The following is a 14,684-nucleotide window of genomic DNA, read 5'->3' as shown; positions in this document are numbered from 1 at the left end:
CGACCGCCGGGCCTGCGCTGCTGTAGAGTCCTGTCTCGCAGCGCAACGCAGCAATCAGCGCCGCAAAGCAAGGTCCTGTGGAGCAGTTTGGAGTGCTCGCCACCCTGTCAAGGTGGAGGCCGCGGGTTCAAATCCCGTCAGGACCGCAGTAGGAAGAGGGCCCGCATCCGACAAGGATGCGGGCCCTCTTCACGTGCACCATCACACCCCGCCCCGCCCCACACCCCACCCCGCCGAGTCGGAGGCCGCGCCCGCGGCGCAGCCGCAATCAGACACAGCAAATCCCGTCAGGACCGCAGGAGAAGAAGGGCCGTACCCGCTTGGCGAGTACGGCCCTTCTTGCGTGCCCACATCTTGACTGCGTCACATTCCGCCGGTACCTAGACATCAGGGAGCGGGGCGGGACCGGTTCCCCATCTGGAGGTGTCGCATGACGGCTTCGGCGGCGTCCGCACGGCACGAGACACGCGCACTGTTGCGCGCCCACCTGTCCGCCGCGGCGAGCTATCGCCACGTGACCCGGCACTGCCCGATCTGCCACCGGCTCGAACGCCTCGCCCTGGAGGCCTCTTCGGCCGCTCAAGGAGACGGCGAGGGCGCCCTGGAGCCGGGCGAGGACGAAAGTCCCCCGAACGCGTGACCAAAGCCGACCCGCGACCCACCCCGGTGGTGGCAGGGTGAGGGGACGGACCTCGGGCGCGCGGGACCAACTCCCCTGCGTGGGCCGGGATCTCCTCTAGCTCAGAGGTATCGCAGGCAACAAGGTTCCCGGCGTGTGACGGGTGTCACCGAACTTGTTTTGGAAACCCTCGAACTTACACCCGTCTTACAACCAGTCAATTTAATATGTGCAATTGCACCGCCCCGCAGCCACCCCACGCAGCGCCCGCCAGACGCCCGCCCGGGCGCCACAAGGGCGATGGGAAACCTGCACGGCTCGCGGCGCCACAGCCTCCCCACAGTGCGACCCCAGCACCCCTCAGAGACCAACAAGCCCGCCCACAGCGGTGCCCACCGGGACCTCTCGGGCGCACAAAAAAGATCGCGCTGGACCCGGCGGAGTCCAGCGCGATCAATGACGACTCACCCATGAGGCTCAGGCGTGGGACCCGTTGGGGCGGGACCCGCGTCGCGTGTAGCTAAAAGTCGGACGTTGCGGCTGGATTGGGGGACCCAGCAGCGGTCGTACTCTTCGTCCGGGTACTGCGGTTATGCGGCAAATCAGGCCTCGCTGCGCTGCTGCGGGATACCCGCGAGCAGTGCGCGAACCTCGGCCTCGCGGTAACGGCGATGGCCGCCGAGCGTGCGAATCGACGTGAGCTTGCCAGCCTTGGCCCAGCGCGTCACCGTCTTGGGGTCGACGCGGAACATCGTGGCAACCTCAGCCGGGGTCAGCAGCGGCTCGGCATCAGGGGTGCGAGCGGTCATGAGCGGCCTCCTCGGAGAACCGAACCTTCTCGGTTCATTCCTCTAAATTCTGCACCTTGACCCGCGTTGCCCGAAATGGCGGACGCGGGTCGAGTCGGTTATAGGACGAACGGCTTGTCTTCGGCACTACAACTACACCATCCGTCCAGCCACGTCGGCCAAACCGATGGAATTGCCCTCCCAGGTGTCTATCAGCGACGGAAGCCGATGGACCATGCCATAGCGGACAGTCACGCCACAGTGACGATCAGTCACAGAGCGATCAGGAGTCAACAGACTTCTCATAGCGTGCAATACCGAGTAATCCGCCCTTACATGGACGGAAGGAGCCCTCCCCGGACTCCTTGTCCTATTTTGGCACGAGGGGGGGTGATGGGCGCAAGGGGGCACTAAGTGCGGTCCGTCACGCTTGAGAGAAAAGCCCGGATCAGGACCTACGTCCCGTGTAGGCGCCGCGTAGGTACGCCTCGTAGGGATGACCTACGAACGCCCCGCTGACGTCAGTTCGAGAACTGGCGGTCCCGGACCGCCCTCCATCGCTCCATGAGCCTCGCATACGCCTCACCGGCCCCCTCGCCGTCGCCGTTGCGCAGCGCCTCGATCCCCTCCGCCACATCCGCCGCCGAGTGGTCCTCGTCGAGCTGGTCCCCGGAGAGGGCGTGCACGAGCCCGCCGTAGTCGAGCTCGACCAGGGAGCGCGGATGGAACTCCTCGAGCCACCGGCCCACGTCCATGAGCCCGTCGACGAGCGGCCCCTCCTCGATCGTGTCCCGCAGCGTCCTGAGCCCGCGGGCCACCCTGCGCCGCGCCTGCACCATCGGCGTCCGGTAGCGCAGGACGGGCGCACAGACCGCCGCCTCGCCCTCCTCGCGCCCCTCCTCGTATCCCTCGTACCCCTTCTCGAACTGACGCTCCTCGTCCGAGACGAGTACGAACCAGTTCAGCGGCACCTGCCACGTGGACGTACGGATCCAGGGACGCGCGTCGGGGTTGCGGGCAAGCCATTGTTCGTAGTCCGCGGCCGTCTGGCGGCGCACCACCGGCGGCAGGACCGCGTCGAGGACCGGCGGGGGCAGCTGCCCGGCCGCCAGGTCCCCCAGGGCCTGCCAGCCGCGGAGCCGGGTGCGCCAGGGGCAGACGCACACCACCCCGTCGGCCTCCACCACGAACGCGTCGCTGCTCTCGTGCACCGGCACGGGGACCGGCGGCGTGGGCAGCAAATCGGCCAGGGAGCGCCGGAGTTCGTCCTGGTACGAGGGGCGGTCGGCGCGGCGCGCGTACCGCGCCCAGTGGCCGCGCTCGGGCTCCGGGAAGGCTGCGAGAGGCTCATAGACGCGCAAGTAGGACGCGTACGGGACGATCAACGAAGAGACCTTGGGCACGGCTGCTCCCTCCCCCGCGTACCGGCTGGAAAACACTGCAAATCGTGCCATGGCCGAACTCCGCCGTGCTTCCCGCGCGACAGGAGAGGGTGATCCTCGGCACTGCGCGGTCAGCGGGTTCTCACAGGCTCTAGTCTCATGCCCATCGGGCCCCGCCACCCGCACGGGCGCCCGCCCAACCGCCGCCACTTGACCGGGAGTCACCACAGTGACCGAAGCTGACAACGGCGTCCTGCACACCCTGTTCCACTCGGACCAGGGGGGCCATGAGCAAGTAGTGCTCTGCCAGGACCGTGCCAGCGGCCTCAAGGCCGTCATCGCCATCCACTCCACCGCCCTGGGCCCGGCCCTCGGCGGCACCCGCTTCTACCCGTACGCGAGCGAGGAAGCCGCCGTCGCGGACGCGCTGAACCTCGCCCGCGGGATGTCGTACAAGAACGCCATGGCCGGTCTGGACCACGGCGGCGGCAAGGCCGTGATCATCGGCGACCCGGAGCAGATCAAGAGCGACGAGCTGCTCCTCGCCTACGGCCGCTTCGTGGCCTCGCTCGGCGGCCGCTATGTGACGGCGTGCGATGTCGGTACGTACGTCGCCGACATGGACGTCGTCGCGCGCGAGTGCCACTGGACGACGGGCCGCTCCCCGGAGAACGGCGGCGCCGGCGACTCCTCCGTGCTCACCGCCTTCGGTGTCTTCCAGGGCATGCGCGCATCGGCCGACCACCTGTGGGGCGACCCGTCGCTGCGCGGCCGCAAGGTCGGTGTCGCGGGCGTCGGCAAGGTCGGCCACCACCTGGTGGAGCACCTCCTGGAGGACGGCGCCGAGGTCGTGATCACGGATGTACGGGAGGAGTCCGTGCGCCGCGTCACCCACAAGCACCCGTCCGTGACGGCCGTCGCCGACACCGATGCGCTGATCCGGGTCGAGGGCCTCGACGTGTACGCCCCCTGCGCGCTCGGCGGCGCCCTGAGCGACGAGTCCGTGCCGGTGCTCACCGCGAAGGTGGTCTGCGGCGCGGCCAACAACCAGCTCGCGCACCCCGGCGTGGAGAAGGACCTGGCCGACCGCGGGATCCTCTACGCGCCCGACTACGTGGTGAACGCGGGCGGCGTGATCCAGGTCGCCGACGAGCTGCACGGCTTCGACTTCGACCGGTGCAAGGCGAAGGCCTCAAAGATCTTCGACACCACTCTTGCCATATTCGCTCGCGCAAAGGTGGACGGCATTCCTCCGGCCGCCGCGGCCGACAGGATCGCCGAGCAGCGGATGGCGGAGGCCCGCCGCCCCTGACCCCGGGAGCACCGCGAGAGGGCCCCGCCGACGTGCGCGAGAGACAAGACTCACCCCCGTCGGCGGGTCGCCCGACAAGAAGAGGTTAAAATCGCAGTTGACCAGCGAGGACAGGGCTCCTCGCGGGTTCTGCGCCGAGGCGCGTCCTGCGGGCGACGTACCGTATGGCCGCAGGAGCAGGTACCGTGGAAGCCCTACGGACCGGCCTCTCCACGGAGAGCCCGTTCCTGATCATGAACGCGTGTCAAGACTCTGGGGTCACCAAACCCCATATCCGAGGGGGTCGAGCCATGGGGCGCGGCCGGGCAAAGGCCAAGCAGACGAAGGTCGCCCGCCAGCTGAAGTACAGCAGCGGCGGGACTGACCTCTCGCGCCTGGCCAATGAGCTGGGCGCTTCGACTTCGCAACAGCCGCCGAATGGCGAGCCGTTCGAGGACGACGACGAGGAAGAAGACGACCCGTACGCCCAGTACGCGGATCGCTATAACGACGACGAAGACGAGGACCGTTCCGACGAGTCCGGTTCTTCGCCGCAGCGCCGCGGCGCTTGACCTCGTTGCACTCGCAGCACCTGCAGTTTTCGCAGTAGTTTTTGCAGTTCTCGTAGCAACTGCACTTCACCCGGTCCGGGGTGGTCATCACGCCGGACCGGGTTTTGTGCTGCTCTCGCAGGCGGCTCACCGGCCTACTTGGAGTAGTCACCGATCAGTGCCGCGCCGTCCGCGTGGTCGCCGCGCTCGGTGATCTCACCGGCGATCCAGGCGTCCACACCGCGGTCCGCGAGGGTCGCGAGGGCCGCGTCGGCGGACTCCTCGGGGACGACCGCCATCATGCCGACGCCCATGTTCAGCGTCTTCTCCAGCTCCAGGCGCTCGACCTGTCCTGCCTTGCCGACCACGTCGAAGACCGCGCCGGGCGTCCAGGTCCCGCGGTCGACGATCGCATGCAGACCGTCCGGGATGACCCGGCCCAGGTTCGCCGCGAGGCCGCCGCCCGTGATGTGGCTGAAGGCGTGGACGTCCGTGGTGCGGGTGAGCGCCAGACAGTCCAGGGAGTAGATCTTGGTGGGCTCCAGGAGCTCCTCGCCGAGCGTGCGGCCGAACTCCTCGACCCTGCGGTCCAGGGTCCATCCCGCGCGGTCGAAGACCACGTGCCGGACAAGCGAGTACCCGTTCGAGTGAAGCCCGGAGGACGCCATGGCGATCACCGCGTCACCCTGACGAATGCGATCGGGGCCGAGCACCCGGTCGGCCTCCACCGCGCCCGTCCCCGCGCCCGCCACGTCGAAGTCGTCCGGACCCAGGAGACCCGGGTGCTCGGCCGTCTCGCCGCCGATGAGGGCGCAGCCCGCGAGCACACAGCCCTCGGCGATGCCCTTCACGATGGCGGCGACACGCTCGGGGTGGACCTTGCCGACGCAGATGTAGTCGGTCATGAAGAGCGGCTCGGCGCCGCACACCACGATGTCGTCCATGACCATCGCGACCAGGTCGTGCCCGATGGTGTCGTACACGCCGAGCTGGCGGGCGAGGTCGACCTTCGTGCCGACACCGTCGGTGGCGGAGGCGAGCAGGGGGCGCTCGAAGCGCTTGAGGGCGGAGGCGTCGAAGAGTCCGGCGAAGCCGCCGATGCCACCGAGGACCTCGGGGCGCTTCGTCTTCTTCACCCACTCCTTCATCAGCTCGACGGCACGGTCGCCCGCCTCAATGTCGACGCCCGCGGAGGCGTAGCTGGCACCGGTGCCCGTGTGCGGAGCACGCTCAAAAGGCTCAGTAGGCATGGGGGATGAGAGCTTTCGTGTCGTTACTACGGGTGGCTTACGGGCGACGGATCGCGTCGGCCGCAGCGGTGGACGCCGGACCGGCGGCCAGCTCCGTCTCCAGGAGCTGCTTGCCGAGCAGCTCGGGGTCGGGAAGATCCATCGGGTACACGCCGTCGAAGCAGGCGCGGCAGAGGTTCGGCTTGTCGATGGTCGTGGCCTCGATCATGCCGTCGATGGAGATGTACGAGAGGGAGTCGGCGCCCATGGAGGTGGCGATCTCGTCGATCGTCATTCCGTTGGCGATGAGCTCGGCGCGGGTCGCGAAGTCGATGCCGAAGAAGCAGGGCCACTTCACGGGCGGGGAGGAGATCCGGATGTGGATCTCGGCGGCTCCGGCCTCGCGGAGCATCTTGACCAGGGCGCGCTGGGTGTTGCCGCGCACGATCGAGTCGTCGACGACGACAAGACGCTTGCCCTTGATGACTTCCTTGAGGGGGTTCAGCTTCAGACGGATGCCGAGCTGGCGGATCGTCTGCGAGGGCTGGATGAAGGTCCGGCCCACGTAGGCGTTCTTCACGAGGCCCGCGCCGAAGGGGATGCCGGAGGCTTCCGCGTAACCGATCGCGGCGGGCGTGCCGGACTCCGGTGTCGCTATGACGAGGTCCGCGTCGGCCGGAGCTTCCTCGGCGAGTTTTCTCCCCATCTCGACACGCGAGAGGTAGACGTTCCGGCCGGCGATGTCGGTGTCGGGACGCGCCAGATAGACGTACTCGAAGACACAGCCCTTGGGCTTCGCTTCCGCGAATCGGGACGTTCGCAGTCCGTTCTCGTCGACCGCGATGAACTCGCCGGGCTCGACCTCGCGGACGTAGCTCGCGCCGCAGATGTCGAGCGCCGCGGACTCCGACGCGATGACCCAGCCGCGCTCCAGGCGGCCAAGGACCAGCGGGCGGATGCCCTGCGGGTCGCGTGCCGCGTACAGCGTGCCCTCGTCCATGAAGACGAGGGAGAAGGCGCCCTGAACGTCCGGGAGGACCTTCATGGCGGCGTCTTCGATGCTCAGCGGCTTGCCGTCGCCGTCCGTCTGGCCCGCGAGGAGAGCCGTCACCAGGTCGGTGTCGTTGGTCGCCGCGACCTGGGTCGCGCGGCCGTTCTCCTTGGGCAGTTCGGCGACGAGCTCGGCGAGCTGGGCCGTGTTGACGAGATTGCCGTTGTGCCCGAGCGCGATGGAGCCGTGCGCGGTGGCACGGAACGTCGGCTGGGCGTTCTCCCATACGGAGGCCCCGGTGGTCGAGTAGCGGGCGTGACCGACCGCGATATGACCCCGGAGCGAGCTGAGAGAGGTTTCGTCAAAGACCTGGGAAACGAGCCCCATGTCCTTGAAGACAAGGATCTGGGAGCCGTTGCTGACCGCGATTCCCGCGGACTCCTGGCCTCGATGCTGGAGGGCGTACAGCCCGAAGTAAGTGAGCTTGGCGACCTCTTCACCCGGAGCCCAGACACCGAAGACGCCGCAAGCGTCCTGGGGGCCCTTCTCGCCGGGGAGCAGATCATGATTGAGTCGACCGTCACCACGTGGCACGACATCGAGTGTAGGCGAGATCGACCACTGGTCCGAATTGGGGATACAGACCCCGCACGGAGCGTGATGACGGCGCCGATGCGTACGCCGGTACGTACGCGGAGTACGAAGCCCGTGTGAACAGGTGGGCGCGAGCGTTGACAGGGGCGAGCGGGTCCCGTGAAGCTCCTGGTCCATGCCCCTGCAGCCCCTCGATGACCCGACGGTCATCCTTGTGGAGCGCCGCCACGTAGACCTGGTCCGTGTCGCGAGCGCGATCTGTCGCAGCGCTGCCTGAGCTCACCCTCCGTCTCACTTTTCCGACTTCGGGTACGTGCCGCCCTGCCGCGCCACGCCCCGTTCAGGAGCGCAGCCATGCCCTCGAACGACCAGTCCGCCCTGTCCCGAAAGCCCGCTCTGTCCCGACGTGCCTTCGCCGGTGCCGTGGGAGCCGGTGCCGCGGCCGCCGTGGGGGTGCCCGCCGCCGCCGAGGCGCGGGAGCGGCCCTTCCGTGCGGCTCCGCGCAGAGGCGGTCGGCGGCCGAACATCCTCTTCATCCTCGGCGACGACCTGGGCTGGGCCGACCTCTCCTCCTACGGGGCGCCGCACATCAAGACCCCGAACCTGGACCGCCTCGCGCGCCAGGGCGTGCGGTTCACCGACGCCTACTCCGGCTCGGCGACCTGCTCGCCGACCCGTTTCAGCCTCTACACGGGGCGCTTCCCGGGACGTACGAAGGGCGGGCTCGCGGAGCCGATCGCGGACAAGTCCGTGGGCCTTGAGCCGACGCATCCGACACTGGCCTCGCTGCTCAAGGACGCCGGGTACGCGACCGCGCTCATCGGCAAGTGGCACTGCGGCTACCTGCCGGATTACTCGCCCACCAAGTCGGGCTGGGACGAGTTCTTCGGGAACTTCGGCGGAGCCCTGGAGTACTACTCGAAACTGGGGCTCGGCGGTGAGTACGACCTCTACGAGGGCGATGTCCAGGAGGGCGACGCCGAGTACAAAGACCTGCGCTACTACACGCGCATCCTGACCGAGCGGGCCGCCGAGTACGTGCGGCGGGACCACGGGGACAAGCCCTGGCTGCTCAATCTGAACTTCACCACCCCGCACTGGCCGTGGATAGCGGACGGGGACACGCAGGAGAGCGCCGAGATCGTACGGAGGATCAAGGCGGGCGAGAAGGGCGCGCTCTGGCACCAGGACGGCGGCTCCGTGGAGAAGTACACGGAGATGGTGGAGGATCTGGACCGGTCGGTCGGTGAGGTCCTCAAGGCCCTGAAGAAGTCCGGGCAGGAGGAGGACACTCTGGTCTTCTTCGCCTCCGACAACGGCGGTGAGCGCTTCTCGTACAACTGGCCCCTGTCGGGCAACAAGTCCTCTCTCCAGGAGGGCGGTATCCGCGTGCCGACCATCGTGCGGTGGCCCGCGCGGCTCGACGGCGGGCAGGTCAGCCACGAGCCCGTGTTCACCCCGGACTGGACCGCGACGCTCCTGGAGATCGGCGGGGCCCGGCCGAACCCCGCGTACGAGCTCGACGGGACCAGCCTCGCGCCCTATCTCCTGAAGGGCGAGAAGCTCGCCGAGCGCGAGCTGTTCTGGCGGGTGCGCGGGGAGCGTGCGCTGCGGCGCGGGGAGTGGAAGTACTACCGGGGCAAGGGCGGCGACGACCAGCTCTTCAACCTCGCCGCGGATCAGCGGGAGCAGGCCGACCGGGCCGCGGACGAGCCGAAGCGGCTCGCGGAGCTGAAGGCGGCGTGGGAGAAGACGGACAAGGGGTTGCTGCCGTACCCGGCTGCCTGAAACGCACCGCCGGAAGCCTCCTGCCTGACACCCCCTGCCTGAACTGAGCCTTAAGCGCGGCCTAAGAAGCCATCCGAGGGGTTCGCGCGGGCCGATGTGATCGCTAGCGTGCCTCGCGCGCGCCCAAGTTGATCTACAGGTCCGCGCGAACCCCCACTCGGAAGGTCCCGCATGAAGCCGTCCCCGCGCCTCTGTCTCATACCGGCCGCCGTGGCCGCAGCCCTCACCGCTGCCGCCGCCGCTCCCGCGCCCGCTGCCGAAGAGCCGGAGCGGCGCGTCCAGGTCGCCATGGTCAACTTCACGGACAGCCGGATCCCGGACGCGGGCAAGCTCGAAACCGCCCTGAAGGGCAACTACTTCGGCGCCGAAGGATCCCTCACCTCGTACTACAACGAGGTCACCGGCGGTGCGACCACCTTCAAGGCCGCCGAGGGCGACGGGGTCACAGGACCCGTCGACATCGATCTCGCGGCCACCGGCTGCGACACCGGCAAGATCAACGACCTGACGCGCGAGGCGCTCGCCGCGAAGGGCGTCCCCGAGGACAGCTACGACCATCTGTCGCTCGTCTTCCCCTCGGAGAAGGCCGGCTGCGACTGGCTCGCGCTCGGCACCGTCGGCGGCGGCACCACCTGGATGCCCGTCGGCGCCGACGGCAAGATGTCGATGACGGCCCTGGTCCACGAGTTCGGCCACAACTTCGGCTACAGCCACCACATGCGCCTCCGCTGCCCCGACGGCGACCTCGGCGCGGGCTGCGAGGAGGACGGCACCAGCCACAAGACGCCGATGGGAGGCGGCGGCTGGGAGGCCGGGCTCACCTCGCCCGAGCTGCTGCACAACAAGTGGCTGACGGGCGGCGAGGTGGCGAAGGTCGGCAAGTCGGCGACGTACACGCTGCGTCCGCTGTACGGGAGCGGCAGCGGGGTCCGTGCGCTGGACGTTCCGCTGGGCGACGACCGTCTCGTGGTGGAGCTGCGGCACGAGTCCGGCACCCTCGACGGCGAGATCCAGGGCGTGCACGCCTACCGGGTGCCGGACGGGAAGTACGCCGAGTCGGCCCTCGTGGACCCGACCCCGGACGCCGACGAGTCCACCGGCGGCGACGCCCCGGCCGACGCGGACGCGCTCAAGGCGGGCACGAAGCTGACGGACAAGGCCCGGAAGGTGGAGGTCGAGGTCGTGAAGGCGGGGGCGGACACGGCCACCGTGAAGGTGAGCCTGGACGGGGTGGCCGCGCCCGCCGCCCCGGCGAAGGCTGCCGAGCGCGTACAGGACGGGCCCGTGCACGAGGAGCGCGCACAGGACGAGCGCGTACAGGACGGGGCCGTACAGGACGAGCCCGTGGAAGCCCCCAACGACGCGCGCCCCGAGGGTGGTTCCACCGAACTCGCCGAGACCGGCGGCGACTCCGACACCACCCTCGCCTACTCCATCGGCGGCGGCCTGATGCTCGCCTTCGGCGGCGCGTTCCTGCTGAAGTCCCGCTCCCGCCGGACGGTCGCTACTTCTGCTTCTCCTGCTTCTCCTGCTTCTCCTGCTTCAGGTCGGCATTCGCGCTGACGACCGTGCCGTCGGCGGCGGTGAGCGAGAGCCCGCTGTGGGTCAGCTTGTAGCTCACCTTGCCGTCGAAGAGCTTGAGGAGCTTCTTCTCGGTGTCGGCCGCGGCGCCCTGGCACATCATCCGGGTGCTCCGGGGAGCGCCGAGGGTGATGCTGTCGCCCTTCACCTCGGCCTTGGCGGTGACGTTGTTGCAGCCGAGCTTGCCGCGGACGGTGCCGTCCTTGCCGAAGGTCAGATGGGCCTTGCCGTCCACTTCCTTCGGCAGGGACGCCGAGGCCTTGCCGTCGCCGATGGCGTTCACGTTCCACTTGGTGCCCGTCAGCGGGACATCCGGCTCCGAGGTGAGGGCCACGCGGTCTCCCTTGTCGGTGGTGAGCGTCAGCTTGTCGCCGTCGACCGCGGCCTTCAGGTCGCCCTTGGCGAGGGCCGACTTGAAGGTCTCCTCGAAGTCCTGCTTGTCGCAGGCCCTCTTGGTGGAGACGGCGTTGGCGAAGCCGACGGTGTCGCCGTCCATCGACACGTCCGCGGAGAAGCCGTTGCAGCCGTAGTTGCCCTCGGCCTTGCCCTTGTCGTCGATCGTGACGTGAGCATCGCCCGGGGCCTGCTGTTTCTTGCCGTTCACGGTGAGGCTCTCGACGTTCCAATGGACGCCGGTGATCGCCGGTCCGGACCCGACGGACCCGCCGTCAGAGTCGCTGCCCGAGCCGGTTTGCGTACCGCACGCGGTGAGCAGTCCCGCGGCGGCCAGGGCCATGACGGTCGGAGTCAGTCGTTGATTTTGCATGCAGCTCTGACGGGACAAGTGGGTGATCTGGTTCCCCTCGCCCTGTCGAGCCGCCCACGGCCTGATCCAGACGAGAGGCGCCCTAGCTCATGACCGGAAGCAGCGCCGCCAGATCCGCCCGCTCCCCGCTCGCGCTGACCTTCGCTCCGTCGAGTGCCGTCTTCCATTCCGTACGCCCGGTCGCGAGGCGGATCCAGGTGAGCGGGTCGGTCTCGACCACGTTCGGCGGGGTGCCGCGGGTGTGCCGGGGCCCTTCCACGCACTGGACCACGGCGAACGGCGGGACCCTGACCTCGACGGCGCCGCCGGGAGCCTTCACCGCGAGGGCGTCGGCGAGCAGCCGGGTGCAGGCGGCGAGGGCCTGACGGTCGTACGGGACGTCAAGGCCCGGCACCGCGTCGTTCAAGTCGTCGGTGTGGACGATGAGTTCGACCGTGCGGGTGACCAGGAAGTCGTCGAGGGTCATCGCGCCGAACCGGGTGGGCGTGAGCCGTCCGGCCGTGGCATCGGGCAGCGCGGCCTCGAAATCGGCGAGGGTGCGCGCGTACAGCTCGCCGAGATCCTCCCGCACGGCGAACGCCCGCACCGCCTCGTCCACCTGCGCCGCGGCCGACGCGGTCGCGAACGGCCAGTCGAGCAGGGCCACTTCACGCGCCGGGGGCTCCGGCATGGCGAGGAAGCGGGTGACGCCGCCCAGCGCCATCGTGAGGTGCGCGGCCAGCTCCCGTACGGTCCAGCCGCCGAGCCGTGTCGGCAGGGCGAGCTGCTCGGGCTCCAGGGCGCCGACCGCTTCTCGTACGTTCCCGAACTGGGCGAGCACCGCGGTGCGGATCTTGGCGGGGTCGTACGAGCGTGTGCGCTTCTTGGCCGGTGGCATGGGGCGAGCCTAATTCTTCCCGGGGTACCCCTGGAGACCCTTTTCCACCTGGCCGAAGACCCGCTCGGTGGCCAGCGCGCACTCCTCGGCGATCTCGTCCATCGGGTCACCGTCGAGCGTGCGCCGGTGGTTCTCCATGATGAGCGCGTTGCGGGCGCCGATCAGCTGCGAGGCGGCGACGCGTGCGAGGAGCGTGTCGCCCGTCTCCTCGGCGAGGGCGTCCGTGAGGAGCTGGACGCTGCTCATGTGGAAGCCGACCATGCGGTGCGCGAGGGTCGGTGTGGCGCCGATGAGCTGGCGCACCTTGAGGGCGCGGGGGTCGCCGCTGAGGCCGATCGAGGGGTCGCGCCCGGTGATCTGCTCAAGGAACTGTCCGCGCATCGCGTCGACCGCGGACTGCCCCGGCCGCCGCTCGCGCACCGCGCGGGCCGGGTCGCCGACGTGCTCCTCCATCGGGCTGACGATCACGCCTTCCTTGGTGCCGAAGTAGTTGAAGACGGTCATCTTCGACACCTCGGCGGCCTCGGCGATCTCCGCCACGGAGACGTGGTCGAAGCCCCGCTCCGAGCAGAGATCCACCGCCGCCCGCCAGATACGTGAGGCCGTCTGCTTCTTCTTGCGCGCACGCAGCCCCAGCTCGTCAGTCATGCAGGTCACGGTACCGGGGCGGCTTCTTCCCCCACCGTGAACGTCTCGCCGCCGGCGGGCACCCCGACGCCGCTCCAGCGGAACGGCACACCCCGCGCGGTGCCCAGGTCGGGGCCGTCCATCAGCTGGAAGTGCACGTGGGGTTCGGTGGAGTTTCCGGAGTTGCCGCAGTGGGCGATGACCTGCCCGGCCTCGACCCTGTCCCCGGCGCGGACGGCGAGCGAGCCGCGCCGGACGTGCGCGTACATGGCGTGCGTGCCGTCGCCGAGGTCGAGGATGATGTGGTTGCCGACGATGCGGCGTGCCCCGCCCACCGTCCTGCCGACGCCCTCGACGGTCATCAAGTAGACCAACGCGGCGAGGGAGTTGCGGCTGAGGTGGTCGCGCTGGCCGTCCTCGGCGTGCACGACGGTCGCGTCGGCGACGGCGAGGAGCGGGGCCCCGAAGGCGGGGAAGGCTTTGTTGCCCCGGGCGATCGGCCACAGCCAGGCGAAGGCGGGCCGCTTCGGCCCCTCCTCCGGCTCGGCCACGATGTCGATGGCGTACGTCTGCGCGAGGTTGTGCGTGCCGTGGCTCGGCACCTTGTCGGCAGGGCTGTTCAGCGCGGACCAGCGGCCGGTGACCGGCGGTTCGATCTCGACGGGGGCCGGGGGCTCGGTGCGGGCCCTGCGGCTCAGGTCGCTGTGGAGCGCCAAACTGATCCCTATCGCACCGAGCAGCGGGATCCAGCCGGCCCAGAGCGGATAGGGCAGGTCCGCGAGGAACCCGGCGCCGACATCGGCGAAAAAGATCAGCCACAGCAGGTACTGAAGCCTTCTGGCAAGCCTGCGTTGACGTATGGACATGGCGCTTCCCCCCGTACGGGTGAACGGGAGCCGAACACCCCCGGCACTGCTGGTCAGTGGCAACACTGGCCGTCGCCCAGGGAGGAGTGCAACATGACGGTCATGGCAGAGCGCACGCCGCAGGTCCAGATGTCGGTCGAGGAGTTCGAACATCTCGCCCGCCTCACCGACAAACAGCTCGAGGGCGTCAGGTTGGAGTTCATCAACGGGCGGATCGGGGTCAAGAACGTGCCGGACGGCGACCACGTCGAGATCATCACGTGGCTGACGAAACGCTGCATGCAGCACAGGCCTGACCTGTGGATGTACAGCGCGGAACATGGGCTGACGATCGAGACGTGCCGCAAGGGTCGCGCCCGCCCGGACGGATCGTTCGCGCCGGAGGGCTATTTCAAGGGCCAACGCGACTGGGCCGACGCCAGCGGTGTCCTCATGACGGTGGAGGTCACCTCGTACGACTCCGACACTCACGCACGGGACCGCGAGGAAAAGCCCGCGGCCTATGCGGCAGCCGGCATTCCGGTGTATCTGCTCATCGACCGCGAGCTAGGCAAAGCCGTGGTCCACAGCGAGCCCGATGCCGAGACCGGCCGCTATACCGACGTCCACGAGATGCGGCTGGGAGCCACTGTGGACCTCCCGGACCCGGTCGGCTTCAAGATCGACACCACCGAGCTGCTCGACTACCTCGGCTGACGAGTACCGAGCCTGCCGAGTACCCAGCCTGCCGAGTA

At 69.0% G+C, this 14,684-nt stretch carries 15 protein-coding genes and 1 tRNA gene; 8 read left to right on the top strand and 8 right to left on the bottom strand.

The annotated features are described in order from the left end of the window. Positions 1 to 71: 71 nt before the first annotated feature. Positions 72 to 146, top strand: a tRNA-Asp gene (locus tag ACZ5CR_RS22290). Positions 147 to 430: 284 nt separating this feature from the next. Then, the gene (locus tag ACZ5CR_RS22285) at positions 431 to 640 is read left to right on the top strand and encodes a DUF6274 family protein (protein ID WP_468859933.1); all 210 of its coding nucleotides are present in this window, start codon (positions 431 to 433) and stop codon (positions 638 to 640) included. 581 nt (positions 641 to 1,221) lie between these two features. Here ACZ5CR_RS22285 and bldC read toward each other — a convergent pair. Together bldC and ACZ5CR_RS22275 are read right to left on the bottom strand one after the other, a co-directional pair. Beyond that, positions 1,222 to 1,428: a developmental transcriptional regulator BldC gene (bldC, locus tag ACZ5CR_RS22280; RefSeq protein WP_003949541.1), complete on the bottom strand. Its 207-nt coding sequence runs from the start codon at positions 1,426 to 1,428 to the stop codon at positions 1,222 to 1,224. Between the two features lie 500 nt (positions 1,429 to 1,928). Further along, positions 1,929 to 2,810: a DUF8083 family protein gene (locus ACZ5CR_RS22275; RefSeq protein WP_468859931.1), complete on the bottom strand. Its 882-nt coding sequence runs from the start codon at positions 2,808 to 2,810 to the stop codon at positions 1,929 to 1,931. Positions 2,811 to 3,018: 208 nt separating this feature from the next. On the opposite strand from ACZ5CR_RS22275, the gene ACZ5CR_RS22270 reads away from it, so the two are divergent. Both ACZ5CR_RS22270 and ACZ5CR_RS22265 read left to right on the top strand, forming a co-directional pair. Further along, complete coding sequence (locus ACZ5CR_RS22270; RefSeq protein WP_468859929.1) at positions 3,019 to 4,101, top strand: Leu/Phe/Val dehydrogenase; 1,083 nt, start codon at positions 3,019 to 3,021, stop codon at positions 4,099 to 4,101. A gap of 290 nt (positions 4,102 to 4,391) precedes the next feature. After that, positions 4,392 to 4,652 (top strand): DUF3073 domain-containing protein, encoded by a 261-nt coding sequence (locus ACZ5CR_RS22265; protein ID WP_468859927.1) that lies wholly within the window; start codon positions 4,392 to 4,394, stop codon positions 4,650 to 4,652. 134 nt (positions 4,653 to 4,786) lie between these two features. Here the strand turns inward: ACZ5CR_RS22265 and purM are convergent, their stop codons facing one another. After that, positions 4,787 to 5,881: a phosphoribosylformylglycinamidine cyclo-ligase gene (gene purM, locus ACZ5CR_RS22260; RefSeq protein ID WP_468859925.1), complete on the bottom strand. Its 1,095-nt coding sequence runs from the start codon at positions 5,879 to 5,881 to the stop codon at positions 4,787 to 4,789. Between the two features lie 37 nt (positions 5,882 to 5,918). Then, positions 5,919 to 7,445 carry an amidophosphoribosyltransferase gene (purF, locus tag ACZ5CR_RS22255; RefSeq protein ID WP_468859923.1) on the bottom strand — a complete coding sequence of 509 codons (1,527 nt, stop codon included), beginning with the start codon at positions 7,443 to 7,445 and terminating at the stop codon, positions 5,919 to 5,921. A 175-nt stretch (positions 7,446 to 7,620) separates the two neighbouring features. Here purF and ACZ5CR_RS22250 point away from each other — a divergent pair, with 175 nt between their 5' ends. From ACZ5CR_RS22250 to ACZ5CR_RS22240, 3 genes are all read left to right on the top strand, one after another. After that, positions 7,621 to 7,722 (top strand): putative leader peptide, encoded by a 102-nt coding sequence (locus tag ACZ5CR_RS22250; RefSeq protein WP_468859921.1) that lies wholly within the window; start codon positions 7,621 to 7,623, stop codon positions 7,720 to 7,722. Between the two features lie 77 nt (positions 7,723 to 7,799). Further along, positions 7,800 to 9,233, top strand: a complete 1,434-nt coding sequence (locus ACZ5CR_RS22245; RefSeq protein ID WP_468859919.1) for a sulfatase family protein — start codon at positions 7,800 to 7,802, stop codon at positions 9,231 to 9,233. A gap of 171 nt (positions 9,234 to 9,404) precedes the next feature. Next, positions 9,405 to 10,796: an LPXTG cell wall anchor domain-containing protein gene (locus ACZ5CR_RS22240; RefSeq protein ID WP_468859917.1), complete on the top strand. Its 1,392-nt coding sequence runs from the start codon at positions 9,405 to 9,407 to the stop codon at positions 10,794 to 10,796. On the opposite strand, the gene ACZ5CR_RS22235 is transcribed toward ACZ5CR_RS22240, so the two are convergent. The 4 genes from ACZ5CR_RS22235 to ACZ5CR_RS22220 form a co-directional block, all read right to left on the bottom strand. Next, a complete protein-coding gene (locus tag ACZ5CR_RS22235; protein WP_468859915.1) occupies positions 10,738 to 11,580 on the bottom strand; it encodes an META domain-containing protein in 843 nt (280 codons plus the stop codon). The two genes, ACZ5CR_RS22240 and ACZ5CR_RS22235, sit on opposite strands and share 59 nt — an antisense overlap. A gap of 82 nt (positions 11,581 to 11,662) precedes the next feature. Further along, on the bottom strand, positions 11,663 to 12,457 hold the full coding sequence (locus ACZ5CR_RS22230; RefSeq protein WP_468859914.1) for a maleylpyruvate isomerase family mycothiol-dependent enzyme: 795 nt from the start codon (positions 12,455 to 12,457) through the stop codon (positions 11,663 to 11,665). Positions 12,458 to 12,466: 9 nt separating this feature from the next. After that, complete coding sequence (locus ACZ5CR_RS22225) at positions 12,467 to 13,105, bottom strand: TetR/AcrR family transcriptional regulator (RefSeq protein ID WP_468859912.1); 639 nt, start codon at positions 13,103 to 13,105, stop codon at positions 12,467 to 12,469. Between the two features lie 5 nt (positions 13,106 to 13,110). Continuing rightward, on the bottom strand, positions 13,111 to 13,950 hold the full coding sequence (locus ACZ5CR_RS22220; protein WP_468859910.1) for a M23 family metallopeptidase: 840 nt from the start codon (positions 13,948 to 13,950) through the stop codon (positions 13,111 to 13,113). 93 nt (positions 13,951 to 14,043) lie between these two features. Between ACZ5CR_RS22220 and ACZ5CR_RS22215 the strand changes: the two genes are divergently transcribed. Next, the gene (locus ACZ5CR_RS22215) at positions 14,044 to 14,646 is read left to right on the top strand and encodes a Uma2 family endonuclease (RefSeq protein ID WP_468859908.1); all 603 of its coding nucleotides are present in this window, start codon (positions 14,044 to 14,046) and stop codon (positions 14,644 to 14,646) included. The last annotated feature ends 38 nt before the right edge of the window (positions 14,647 to 14,684 follow it).

Source organism: Streptomyces sp. NPDC031274, assembly GCF_055570235.1.
The sequence above is the reverse complement of the archived record's forward strand: the minus strand, read 5'-3'. Positions and strand labels throughout refer to the sequence as shown.

Coding starts and splice junctions, on each gene's coding strand:
- ACZ5CR_RS22285 (WP_468859933.1), top strand. CDS start 431: ATGACGGCTTCGGCGGCGTCCGCACGGCACGAGACACGCGCACTGTTG.
- bldC (WP_003949541.1), bottom strand. CDS start 1,428: ATGACCGCTCGCACCCCTGATGCCGAGCCGCTGCTGACCCCGGCTGAG.
- ACZ5CR_RS22265 (WP_468859927.1), top strand. CDS start 4,392: ATGGGGCGCGGCCGGGCAAAGGCCAAGCAGACGAAGGTCGCCCGCCAG.
- purM (WP_468859925.1), bottom strand. CDS start 5,881: ATGCCTACTGAGCCTTTTGAGCGTGCTCCGCACACGGGCACCGGTGCC.
- ACZ5CR_RS22250 (WP_468859921.1), top strand. CDS start 7,621: ATGCCCCTGCAGCCCCTCGATGACCCGACGGTCATCCTTGTGGAGCGC.
- ACZ5CR_RS22245 (WP_468859919.1), top strand. CDS start 7,800: ATGCCCTCGAACGACCAGTCCGCCCTGTCCCGAAAGCCCGCTCTGTCC.
- ACZ5CR_RS22240 (WP_468859917.1), top strand. CDS start 9,405: ATGAAGCCGTCCCCGCGCCTCTGTCTCATACCGGCCGCCGTGGCCGCA.
- ACZ5CR_RS22235 (WP_468859915.1), bottom strand. CDS start 11,580: ATGCAAAATCAACGACTGACTCCGACCGTCATGGCCCTGGCCGCCGCG.
- ACZ5CR_RS22230 (WP_468859914.1), bottom strand. CDS start 12,457: ATGCCACCGGCCAAGAAGCGCACACGCTCGTACGACCCCGCCAAGATC.
- ACZ5CR_RS22225 (WP_468859912.1), bottom strand. CDS start 13,105: ATGACTGACGAGCTGGGGCTGCGTGCGCGCAAGAAGAAGCAGACGGCC.
- ACZ5CR_RS22220 (WP_468859910.1), bottom strand. CDS start 13,950: ATGTCCATACGTCAACGCAGGCTTGCCAGAAGGCTTCAGTACCTGCTG.
- ACZ5CR_RS22215 (WP_468859908.1), top strand. CDS start 14,044: ATGACGGTCATGGCAGAGCGCACGCCGCAGGTCCAGATGTCGGTCGAG.